This is a genomic window from Paracholeplasma vituli, assembly GCF_025446935.1.
In the GTDB taxonomy this organism is placed as follows: domain Bacteria; phylum Bacillota_I; class Bacilli_A; order Acholeplasmatales; family UBA5453; genus Paracholeplasma; species Paracholeplasma vituli.
The window spans coordinates 1-9,702 of sequence record NZ_JAOEGN010000026.1 but is presented as its reverse complement, the minus strand read 5'-3'; the positions used below and the strand labels follow the sequence as shown (position 1 = coordinate 9,702).

The 9,702-nt window shown below is 37.4% G+C and carries 14 protein-coding genes, 6 tRNA genes and 1 rRNA gene; all 21 read right to left on the bottom strand.

Features of this window, described 5'->3' with window-relative positions:
- Positions 1-199 precede the first annotated feature (199 nt).
- The 21 genes from N7603_RS08810 to rrf all read right to left on the bottom strand — a co-directional run bounded on the left by N7603_RS08810 (position 200) and on the right by rrf (position 9,685).
- On the bottom strand, positions 200-676 hold the full coding sequence (locus N7603_RS08810; RefSeq protein WP_262097059.1) for an SPFH domain-containing protein: 477 nt from the start codon (positions 674-676) through the stop codon (positions 200-202).
- A 54-nt stretch (positions 677-730) separates the two neighbouring features.
- Positions 731-1,390, bottom strand: coding sequence for a DUF2188 domain-containing protein (locus N7603_RS08805; protein ID WP_262097058.1), 660 nt, complete (start codon positions 1,388-1,390; stop codon positions 731-733).
- Between the two features lie 114 nt (positions 1,391-1,504).
- Positions 1,505-2,038: an NUDIX hydrolase gene (locus tag N7603_RS08800; protein WP_262097057.1), complete on the bottom strand. Its 534-nt coding sequence runs from the start codon at positions 2,036-2,038 to the stop codon at positions 1,505-1,507.
- 23 nt (positions 2,039-2,061) lie between these two features.
- Entirely contained in the window at positions 2,062-2,298 is a 237-nt protein-coding gene (locus N7603_RS08795; RefSeq protein ID WP_262097056.1) for a hypothetical protein, read from the bottom strand.
- A gap of 89 nt (positions 2,299-2,387) precedes the next feature.
- Positions 2,388-2,461 (bottom strand) — tRNA-Gly (locus N7603_RS08790).
- A gap of 5 nt (positions 2,462-2,466) precedes the next feature.
- Positions 2,467-2,543: transfer RNA gene (locus N7603_RS08785), tRNA-Pro, on the bottom strand.
- A 9-nt stretch (positions 2,544-2,552) separates the two neighbouring features.
- Positions 2,553-2,629: transfer RNA gene (locus N7603_RS08780), tRNA-Arg, on the bottom strand.
- 5 nt (positions 2,630-2,634) lie between these two features.
- Positions 2,635-2,710 (bottom strand) — tRNA-Glu (locus tag N7603_RS08775).
- A gap of 76 nt (positions 2,711-2,786) precedes the next feature.
- Positions 2,787-3,332 carry a DJ-1/PfpI family protein gene (locus N7603_RS08770; RefSeq protein WP_262097055.1) on the bottom strand — a complete coding sequence of 182 codons (546 nt, stop codon included), beginning with the start codon at positions 3,330-3,332 and terminating at the stop codon, positions 2,787-2,789.
- A 10-nt stretch (positions 3,333-3,342) separates the two neighbouring features.
- Positions 3,343-3,981, bottom strand: a complete 639-nt coding sequence (gene mtnN, locus N7603_RS08765) for a 5'-methylthioadenosine/S-adenosylhomocysteine nucleosidase (RefSeq protein WP_262097054.1) — start codon at positions 3,979-3,981, stop codon at positions 3,343-3,345.
- Positions 3,978-4,601: a uridine kinase gene (gene udk / locus N7603_RS08760; RefSeq protein WP_262097053.1), complete on the bottom strand. Its 624-nt coding sequence runs from the start codon at positions 4,599-4,601 to the stop codon at positions 3,978-3,980. Before udk ends, mtnN begins: the two co-directional genes overlap by 4 nt.
- Positions 4,602-4,603: 2 nt before the next feature.
- On the bottom strand, positions 4,604-5,953 hold the full coding sequence (locus tag N7603_RS08755) for an MATE family efflux transporter (RefSeq protein ID WP_262097052.1): 1,350 nt from the start codon (positions 5,951-5,953) through the stop codon (positions 4,604-4,606).
- 88 nt (positions 5,954-6,041) lie between these two features.
- Positions 6,042-6,311: a GNAT family N-acetyltransferase gene (locus N7603_RS08750; protein WP_262097051.1), complete on the bottom strand. Its 270-nt coding sequence runs from the start codon at positions 6,309-6,311 to the stop codon at positions 6,042-6,044.
- A gap of 11 nt (positions 6,312-6,322) precedes the next feature.
- Positions 6,323-6,637, bottom strand: a complete 315-nt coding sequence (locus N7603_RS08745) for a GNAT family N-acetyltransferase (protein ID WP_262097050.1) — start codon at positions 6,635-6,637, stop codon at positions 6,323-6,325.
- A 37-nt stretch (positions 6,638-6,674) separates the two neighbouring features.
- Positions 6,675-7,118 (bottom strand): hypothetical protein, encoded by a 444-nt coding sequence (locus N7603_RS08740; protein WP_262097049.1) that lies wholly within the window; start codon positions 7,116-7,118, stop codon positions 6,675-6,677.
- 128 nt (positions 7,119-7,246) lie between these two features.
- A complete protein-coding gene (locus tag N7603_RS08735) occupies positions 7,247-7,579 on the bottom strand; it encodes an immunoglobulin-like domain-containing protein (RefSeq protein WP_262097048.1) in 333 nt (110 codons plus the stop codon).
- A 41-nt stretch (positions 7,580-7,620) separates the two neighbouring features.
- A complete protein-coding gene (locus N7603_RS08730; protein WP_262097047.1) occupies positions 7,621-7,944 on the bottom strand; it encodes a LacI family DNA-binding transcriptional regulator in 324 nt (107 codons plus the stop codon).
- Between the two features lie 196 nt (positions 7,945-8,140).
- Positions 8,141-8,217 (bottom strand) — tRNA-Asn (locus N7603_RS08725).
- Between the two features lie 105 nt (positions 8,218-8,322).
- Complete coding sequence (locus N7603_RS08720; RefSeq protein WP_262097046.1) at positions 8,323-9,222, bottom strand: IS1/IS1595 family N-terminal zinc-binding domain-containing protein; 900 nt, start codon at positions 9,220-9,222, stop codon at positions 8,323-8,325.
- A 264-nt stretch (positions 9,223-9,486) separates the two neighbouring features.
- A tRNA-Asn gene (locus tag N7603_RS08715) sits at positions 9,487-9,563 on the bottom strand.
- Between the two features lie 14 nt (positions 9,564-9,577).
- Positions 9,578-9,685 (bottom strand): 5S ribosomal RNA (rrf, locus tag N7603_RS08710).
- Positions 9,686-9,702 lie beyond the last annotated feature (17 nt).

The following is a 9,702-nucleotide window of genomic DNA, read 5'->3' as shown; positions in this document are numbered from 1 at the left end:
TTATTATTAAATCTGTGGCGATTAAATAATCATCCATAATTGTAAGCATACCTCCAATTTTTTGTTGTTCGGGAGGTTTTTAGTATTTATCTGTAAATATCGCTTGACATTAGATAGTTAGTCACCTCACGTATAGTTTATCATTTCGATTTCGAAATATCACGTGATTTGCTTAAAATAAAACCAGTCTGAAGACTGGCTAAGCGATTTTAAGATCTATGATTTGAATGTGTGTTGTTGTAAAAGGGTAATCTGGGCTACTGAGATATTTTGATAGGTATTGACTCAAATCGTTACTTAATGTCACGGAGTAGGGTGTATCATCCAAGAATTTCGCCATGACGATCAAAAGTTCGTCGTGTAAGACCATCGGCTTTATGAGCGTATGATACTTTTTGATATCGTTAATTTTAACTGAAATAGTCATCGTGAGATAAAAACCAGTCTTGTGTGCAGGCGCAATCAAAACTGAATTGAAATCCACCGTTGTTAGATAGCTATAAACATACATCTTTTGAACAAATGGTAACACAAAGTGAATACCAGGTTCAGTATAAACACGATGGATTTTTTCAAATTGTTCCAATACCCCAAAACTGTCTCTTGGAACGATCCTTAGAGATACTGTGAGTATGATAAAAAGTCCTAAAACGATGAAGATGTAAATGGTATCCATGTTTTATCCCCTTTTTTTAGAAAAAGCACGTGTTTGGCGTGCTTTTAGAATGGTTTATTTCTTGGAGTAATCCTGCTTACGAATCGATCCGTCAACTTTATGAATGACTACAGATGTGCTTGCTTTCTCTGCAAGTCCTTGTGCATAGTCAATCGCTTCTTTTTGGGTATCGAAATATTTAATGGTCTTGGTTGACCCCTCTTTACGAACACGCCATTTCTTAAAATAAGGGCTCTTTTCGTCTTTATTCATTGAAATATGGTATTTTGGATTTTTTACGATTCGTTTGAGTGCAGCTTCTTCATCTGCATCTTCATCGACTTCGTCAACCGTCTCTGCTTTTACTACCGTCTCCTTCTTGGGGGATGGTTTCGCATTAGGCTTCTTGTCAACTCCCGGTTGTTGAGTTCCCTCACTGGGTGTAGCCACTTTATTCCAAGCTGCTTCGACGTTCTGTTCAGCAACTTTATCATCGATTTCTTCAGGCATCTTTTCCAATGGTACAACGGGTTTTTCTTCTACTACAGCGATTGGAACGGGTTGATCCGTTACCTCTACAGATTCAGGTTTAACGACTACCTCTGGTTTTGGAGTAGGTTTAGCGGGTTCTTCGACTTTTTCTGGTTTTCTCGATAAAAAATACGTGATGATCACGAATAGAATAACGATTCCCCCGAGTACATAAATTCCATAATCTCTTAAAAATTCTGTCATGATGTGCCTCCTATTTATATTAATTTTGTCACAAAATGTCGAATAAATCAAATTTTTATTGCATTTTTAAAGTATTTTCTATTAAAAAAAGAAATGGCACACGAAGTGTGCCAATTATGGACAATAGATATAATCTTCCAATATTTCCCAAGCTCTAAGGATGCGTTTTCTTGTCTGTGGAATAAAGTCTTCGCGGTTGATGAAACTGACAAATTCACATTTATCAATCCATTGATATTCAATCGTTTCATCGGCTTGTAAGATAATTACTTGATTCCGAGTATCAATTTGGTGAAAGAAGCCTTTAAAGAGACCATCGTGATAGACTTCATCATAGACCAATTTCAATTGATCTTCGGTGGTTACTAGATTGGTTTCTTCTTTGAGTTCGCGAATGGCTCCCTGTATGATGCTTTCGCCTTTAAGGATGGACCCCCCTGTAATTTCCCAATAGAGCCCATAATTTTTCTTTGGGTGTCTTTTGGTTACCAAAACTTGGCCTTTTTCATTCATTGTGATAATTTCAATCACTACATGATAGTAACCTTCAGGGTATTTTTGACCTCTAACCATATCGATATTGAGTTTATTACCCTTTATGTCAACTGCATCAAATAATTCGTATTTATGTACTTCATTAAATTCCATAGGATTACCTCTAATTAGTTTTATTATATTGATTTGACGACATCACGACAAAATGAAACTAAAGCCATTCTAATGGATGTTCTCGATTTCCATTTGCGTGAATCCCAGGTATCATTCGTTAAGTCGTCACCAGCGTAAATGATACTACCGTACTTGACGTTTCTAAATAGTGCAACCGCGATTAATCCTTCGATGCGTACAAAAGGTCTAATGAAAACATCGTCGTTATCATCAAATTCTATAATCGGATAAATAGACATAAAAAGTCCTCCAGAAACGTTTCTAACGCATTTATTATATCATTATTAAGCAAAAAAAAATCACCAGTTTTGGTGATTGATTTGTTCATTGGAGCGGGTGATCGGGATCGAACCGACGTCATCAGCTTGGAAGGCTGAGGTTCTACCATTGAACTACACCCGCAAAAATGGTCGGGAAGACAGGATTTGAACCTGCGACCTCCTGGTCCCAAGCCAGGCGCTCTACCAAGCTAAGCTACTTCCCGTATTAAAAATGGCGTACCCAGGAGGACTTGAACCCCCAACCTCTTGATCCGTAGTCAAGCGCTCTATCCAATTGAGCTATGAGTACAATTTTGGTGACCCGTACGGGATTCGAACCCGTGAATGCATGCGTGAAAGGCATGTGAGTTAACCGTTTCTCCAACGGGCCACATTTTGACAAGCGCATTTATTATTATACCAATAAAAAAGCGTTTGTCAATATAAATTAGTCGAATAATTTCAAATTAATAAGCGATGTTTTCGAGGATCTTTTTTGCTGCTGTTTCACCCTGAATAAAACGGATGATTTCATAAGCAAAATCGAGGGTTGCACCAGCACCTCTTGCTGTGATTACTAAGCCATCCGTGAGCGCCTTAAGTTCAGGATGATAAACCCCTCCAAAAGCGTCATTTTGATTGCCTGGATAAATCGTGTAATGTTTGTTTTTTAATACACCCATGACACCTAAAAAACGAGGTCCTGCACAAATCGCACAAATCAGTTTTTCATTCTTTTCAAAGGTTTTCACTGTCGACTTAATATAGGTATCGTGTTCAATGGTTAAAGCGACATATTTTCCACCAGGCACAATCAAGAAATCATAGTCATCCAGATCGATTTCATCTTTATGATAATCAACCAAAACCTTTAATCCATATCCAGTTGTAATCATCTTATTTGGATTGATGGTAACGGTATCTACATCAATTAAAGCCCGTTTAAGTAAAGCGCGTGTCGATAGGGCTTCTGTATCTTCACAAAAATCGGATAGAATCAGTAATCCTTTCATAATGCTCCTCCTAGGATAATAGTTGGTCAATCAAAGATTTAAAACGTAAACTACAAGCACTTTCAAATGCACTGTAATCGTCTAGCTGTGAAGGTTCACCTACAATATCTGAAACAATTTTAATCGAAATGATTTTGGTATTCAAGAGGTGTGATACTTGAAAGTAGGCAGCACCTTCCATATCACAAATCGTATTGGGTTCGATGACTTCAGTCATAAAGGTATCACCCGTATAGAGTTTGACACCCTTGATATTCATCTTCTCCTTAACCATTAAAGCTTGAGCAGGATCTGGTTTGAAAACTTCGGGAAGATTCGGGACTTGACCCTTTTGATACCCGAAAATCGATAGATCAAAATCGTGGTAAAGAGCTTCATCCACAAAGACCATTTCACCAGAAGTGAGTGGTTTGAATCCTCCTACTAGTCCAATATTAATGACATAATCCACATCATAAGAGGACAGTACTGAAGTAATCCCGAATGCAGCGTTGACTTTTCCGACACCTGTTGTCAAAATCATAACAGAATGCCCATTAATTTCCCCTGTAACAGCATTTTTACCATTTAAGGTGAAGTTGTCAGGGTCTTTAACTAAATGCGTTATGGCTTCCGTTTCTGAGGCCATCGCTCCGATGATTAGTATCATTCCGTTTCCTCCAAGATTTTTTGTATTCTGGATACGATGATATCGACCGCGACCCCATGATTATAATCATTTGGTATGATGACATCGGCGTAACGCTTTGTCGGTTTAACGTATTTATGATGCATCGGTTTTACTGTATTCAAATACTGATTGATGACGGAATCGACGCTTCTACCGCGTTCTTTAATGTCTCTTTGTAAGCGGCGGATGAAACGGGTATCGTCGTCAAGTTCAACAAACAGCTTGATGTTAGATAATTGACGGATGCGCTCGTCGGTTAGAATGAGGATCCCTTCGAGAATGATGACTTTCTTGGGTTCAACAATCTCAGTTTTACTGCTTCGATCGTAGTTCTCAAAATCATAAATGGGTTTTGATATGGGTTTACCAGAAAGTAATGTGCGGATGTGTTCGACCAAAAGATCATTATCTAATGAACTCGGATGGTCATAGTTCACATGAGTACGTTCTTCTAAAGTGATGTTGTGTTGAGCTTTATAATAGTCGTCATGTTTGATGATCGCAACACTCTTTAAATCGAGTTTCCCAAGAATCTCATTCACAACGGTGGTTTTACCTGAAGCAGACCCTCCTGCAACAGCGATGATGACTGGTTTCATGTTTAATTCTCCTTTACCAATGATTTATGCATCCATACTTTTTTAAGCCAGCGAATGAGCATGGTGACGCCTCTGGTGAGTTCATCACAGGCAATTCCTAAATAAATGCCTAATAGGCCAAGACCTAGTGTATTTGTGAATAAATAAGACGCTGTAATACCGATGCCAAGCATCGAGAATACAGCCATAATGAGCGGGAATGTAGTATCGCCTGCAGCTCTTAGAGCCTGAATAATTATGAGATTTAAACTTCGTCCAATCTCAAGTAAAACGACGAATAAGAAAATTTGTCTCATCGTTTTAATGATGGTTTCATCCTCGGTGAGAAAGCCTGCAATAAAGGGTAATCCGAGGTTAACTAAAAGCGTCACAAAGGTCACTATCATGATTGTAATAAAAGTCGTTTTAAGCGTGTTTTTATACGCACCCTCATAATCTTCTTCACCGATGTAATACCCCGTTATAATCGCGTTTGCAGAGGCAAATGAACCTGAAAATAAATAGATATAGGATAAGACTGTATTCACATAAGTTCGTGTTGTTATCATCTCAGTTCCGAGTTTGTTTACAAAGGATAAAATGACAAATTGCATGAAATTATAGGTCATATTTTCTAATGCCGATGGGACACCTACTTTTAGGATTTTCTTCAAACTTTGAACATCGTATTGAACCCTAAAGATTGAAAGTCCAATCAAACGTTTTAATAAATAAAATGAGACAAACATGGTCAGAAGTCGCATCAACATGGTCGATAGGGCAGCACCAGCTACACCCATTTCAGGAAAGCCCAAATACCCGTAGATGAAAATGAAATTAAATACGATATTGAATACGTTAGCAATAATCACAGTCACCATGATTTGGTGAGCATGACCATAGCTTCTTAATCCTGCTGATATCGCATTTGAAATCGCGACAAATAATAGCGAAATGGCTGTGTAGAATAGATAGTCAAAGGATAAACCTTGGATTTCTACTGGGGTATCAATCAATTTAAATAAAAGATTCCCAAAAGTGATGAGTGTGGCTGCGATTAGTAATCCAATGACGACTTGCATAAGAATGCCTGTCATGATGGATTTTTTCGCACCAGCCTCATGCTTAGCCCCTAAATACTGACTGACAACTACTGAAATACCAGCTGACACAATGTTGATCAGCACACCGAATAAGTTGATGACCGTAGAGGCATTTCCTACTGCAGCGACACTCCCAATGGCGAGTGCATTCGACTTTTCATAAGCTGATATCATCACCGTATCTACAGATCCCATCAGGATGAAGAAAAGCAATTCGATGAAGATGGGGAGTGTGAGGATGAAAATATTTTTTTGAAGTTTTTTTGTCATGGTGTGCCTCTTCATAATCCATTAGGTATTATAACATAGGTAATCGGATTTGAATCCCATCCCCAAAAAAAAGAGAACGGTTAAGTTCTCACTTTAGAATATCTCTGTAACTTGGATTATTCGCGAAAAATTTAACTGCGTATGGACAGGTAACTACAGCTTTATAGCCTTGTTGCTTAATGGTCTCATAAGCTAGAATCAATAATTTTTGGCCGACCCCTTGACCTCTTAAACTAGGGTCTACAAAAGTATGATTGATGTCAACAGTGGTGTCATCGATATTAGGAAATGTCACTTCAGCAATGACTTTTTCATTATCACATGCATAAATCATGTTACGTTCTGTAATAAAATCCATAGTCCCTCCTATTAGATACTGCAACTAGCTAAATTATCTTCTAAATCAAAATTGGGTGCCAATATGTCATTTTTATCTGTGTTACGCTTAAACCAAGTGAGCGCGTAACTACAGGTTGGAATTGCCTTTAAACCTTGTGATTTGATGGCGTTATACGCATACATCAAAAGTTCATGAGCAATACCTTGTCCCCTTAAGGAAGGGTCCACAAATGTACGGTTAATTTCGACCGTATTGTCATCAATACGAGGAAATTTAACTTCTGCAAGCAAGGTGCCTTCATCATTGAATAATCGGATATGATTCGGTGCGTGATAATAGTGCATATATGAATTCCTCCAAAGTTATTCTATCATAAACCACTTAGGATTGCTTAGATTTTGCCGCCTCAAGTTCTTCTTCGGTTGGATCAGCGAAGTCTGTCTTTTCTTCGACCAACGCGATGATTTTATCATCTGAAGCTTTTGTTTCATCTCCCAAGTACATATGGTAAATCTTTCGAAAGGACTGGGTGTTTTGATCTCTAAGAATGACTCTTTGAATGAATAGGGTCGTAAAAATGGTAATCGCGAAGAAAGGGGTCATCGGTGCCATCCAAAATATTACAACCGATGTTCCAATTGAGATGAACCAAGGGTTCTTTACGATAGTCCCGTAAACGATAAAAGCGATGGCCCATCCATAATAAATCAAGAAAGCAATGAATAGGGCTAATAATCCCTTAGGTGTGCGCAACCCTAAAATCAGTCTGATGACTGCTTTAAAGAACGTGATGGTAATTTTGATAAACTGTTTAAGGTATTTCATAAGCATCCCTCTCTTTAATTATACCCTAAAGGGCTAAATCATTTTAATGATATCCCTTATGGAAGTGTTTTTAAAGAAAAACAAAAAGGCACACTGACGTATGCCTTTTCGATCTAGGAGGTGGAGTTTTAAACAGCTGGTTCTGTAACTGTTACAACTCTTTCAACGGTGGTTATATTGCCTTGACGGTCTGTCAAAGTATAAGTAAGTGTATAAGTGCCAGCAGTTGCGGTATCGACTGTACCTGTGACAACGATACTTGCATTGCTCAGGGTCTTATCTTGGTTATCAAACATGGATACGCCTGCAAGTGGGTTGAATTCAGTACCCTTCACGAGGGTAATATCGTTCGCACCAAAGATGAATGGTTTAACGGTATCCTTACGATATCCCACTAATTCAAGTTGAATATCGTCTAGATAGAATGTTGTAGGTACACTGGTTTCATCGATATAACCCATGAAGAAGCCGAGTTTACCATTGGAGATAGCTCATCTCACGGTCACCTATTTTTATTCACAACAAAAATTATCTCATACCCATGTTTTTCGACATAGTTTTTAAATGATTGTAAAATGCTTGAGAAAAATGGGTGTTCTAACCCAACCAATGATATATCAGAGAGAACAAAATTCCTAATGTATAACTCTTTTTTACTCTTTAGAATGCGTGCTGAAGCGTCCTGAATATAACCGACTTCTTTAACATAAGCCATCACGCGTTCACGTGTTTTTTGACTCACACGACCATTATTATTTAAGACCTTAGAAACGGTTGAGGGTGCCAGATTAAGTTCTTTCGCTACGGTGATAATGTTTTTTCTCATAATTAAACCTCAATATCTATTATCACCTATTATCGAAATCAATACGCAACTAAATCTCTTTGTAATGAGTTTTTCCACTATTTTAGTTTTACATTATTAAAATTTTATACATTCATAATGTTATGATCTATATTAAAACTCCTATCGATTTTGCAAATAAAAATAAAAAGACCCAAAAGGGTCTATTATTGCGAAGTGGCGCCCAAACTAGGACTCGAACCTAGGACCCCCTGATTAACAGTCAGGTGCTCTAACCAACTGAGCTATTTAGGCAATTTCTCGATGTATCTTTATTATATCATAATATCCAACTTTGAAAAGATGTAAAATTCAAGAAAAGTAAAAAAAAACTGACGGTTGGTGAATAGTGTGTATAGACTACCTTATATTCTCCAATATGTCAGTTATTCCTAAATCTTTCAAGTATTCTGTATACTTTATTCGCTTATCTGCTTTAATGACCTTTTTGTATAGATCAATTATCATTTTTTCTTTAATAGATATGATTGTTTTCTTATCTGAGTTCTTATCTTTGGAAAGATGATTATACCGATAAACAAAGAAATTTAAATAGTGTTGGGTATTCTTAAGTTTGAATCCTGCATGTTTGAATAAGTATCTTTTCAAACTACTGTGAAATGAATCAACCAAATCGGTCGAATATTCAGTTAAGTCTGATTTTCTAGGATTTATTCTAGGACAATCGAACTGCTTCATGAATTGAACCTGTTTAGGATTTCCATCGTGAATGATTAAATGGACATTACCAATATTCATATTAAATAATCGAATGAAATCTTCAGGTTGGGCACTAGCTCTTGAAGACACTTTAGCAGTGCCTATACTGTTCAAATCAATCATAGTAATGATACACAATTGGTTGAATGACAGGCCTCTAATGTCTTTACCATCTGATCTAAGTAGTTTATAAGGTTTTTCTCTAATCGGAATAAATGTTTCATCAATCAAGAGTGTACCATTAAGTTTTATAGTACTCTGATAGTCTCGTAATGTGTCGAATACAAGATGACGATAGTAATGAGCAGTCTTAATATCAATCGATAAATTACGTGCAGCTACTTCGAGGGATACATCATCAATCATGAATCCAATAAACTGTTTGATAATCTTTCCCGAATGTTTCAAAAAGCCTGTTGACTTTTTATCTGCTAAGAATGACTTTCCGCACGATAGACATCGATACCTTTGAACATTTGAAGCAGTCCTACCTTTTTTAACAGCTTTCGTACCACAAATACAAAAAATAGTCTTTGGCATAATGACGTTCCTATACTACAAAAGCGAGTATTTTATCCCAAGGAACGTCGCCAAACAATTCAAGGATAAAATACTCGCTTTTGTAGTTCCTTATTAGAATTGTTTGGCAATGTCATTATAGCATATTTCGGTATATCAAAATCGTTCAAAAATAAAAATATGGTTTCATGTTTTAACTAGGCTGTTAAGTGTTAGTGTCATACACACTATTCACCAACCGTCAGAAAAAAAAACAGCCTAAAAGCTGTTTTAACTGTTAAAGAGTGGCGCCCAAACTAGGACTCGAACCTAGGACCCCCTGATTAACAGTCAGGTGCTCTAACCAACTGAGCTATTTAGGCGGTTATTAAGATTTGCCTGGCAACGACCTATCTTCGCACATTGTACTATTTTCGGCGCTGAAGTGCTTAACTTCTGTGTTCGGGATGGGAACAGGTGTGTCCACTTCGCCATCGTCACCAGACATCTCTCAAAACTAGA

What these genes read in the sequence shown, in the direction of transcription:
- N7603_RS08810 (WP_262097059.1), bottom strand. Translation starts at nt 676, where the DNA reads ATGGATACCATTTACATCTTCATCGTTTTAGGACTTTTTATCATACTC.
- N7603_RS08805 (WP_262097058.1), bottom strand. Translation starts at nt 1,390, where the DNA reads ATGACAGAATTTTTAAGAGATTATGGAATTTATGTACTCGGGGGAATC.
- N7603_RS08800 (WP_262097057.1), bottom strand. Translation starts at nt 2,038, where the DNA reads ATGGAATTTAATGAAGTACATAAATACGAATTATTTGATGCAGTTGAC.
- N7603_RS08795 (WP_262097056.1), bottom strand. Translation starts at nt 2,298, where the DNA reads ATGTCTATTTATCCGATTATAGAATTTGATGATAACGACGATGTTTTC.
- N7603_RS08770 (WP_262097055.1), bottom strand. Translation starts at nt 3,332, where the DNA reads ATGAAAGGATTACTGATTCTATCCGATTTTTGTGAAGATACAGAAGCC.
- mtnN (WP_262097054.1), bottom strand. Translation starts at nt 3,981, where the DNA reads ATGATACTAATCATCGGAGCGATGGCCTCAGAAACGGAAGCCATAACG.
- udk (WP_262097053.1), bottom strand. Translation starts at nt 4,601, where the DNA reads ATGAAACCAGTCATCATCGCTGTTGCAGGAGGGTCTGCTTCAGGTAAA.
- N7603_RS08755 (WP_262097052.1), bottom strand. Translation starts at nt 5,953, where the DNA reads ATGACAAAAAAACTTCAAAAAAATATTTTCATCCTCACACTCCCCATC.
- N7603_RS08750 (WP_262097051.1), bottom strand. Translation starts at nt 6,311, where the DNA reads ATGGATTTTATTACAGAACGTAACATGATTTATGCATGTGATAATGAA.
- N7603_RS08745 (WP_262097050.1), bottom strand. Translation starts at nt 6,637, where the DNA reads ATGCACTATTATCACGCACCGAATCATATCCGATTATTCAATGATGAA.
- N7603_RS08740 (WP_262097049.1), bottom strand. Translation starts at nt 7,118, where the DNA reads ATGAAATACCTTAAACAGTTTATCAAAATTACCATCACGTTCTTTAAA.
- N7603_RS08735 (WP_262097048.1), bottom strand. Translation starts at nt 7,579, where the DNA reads ATGGGTTATATCGATGAAACCAGTGTACCTACAACATTCTATCTAGAC.
- N7603_RS08730 (WP_262097047.1), bottom strand. Translation starts at nt 7,944, where the DNA reads ATGAGAAAAAACATTATCACCGTAGCGAAAGAACTTAATCTGGCACCC.
- N7603_RS08720 (WP_262097046.1), bottom strand. Translation starts at nt 9,222, where the DNA reads ATGCCAAAGACTATTTTTTGTATTTGTGGTACGAAAGCTGTTAAAAAA.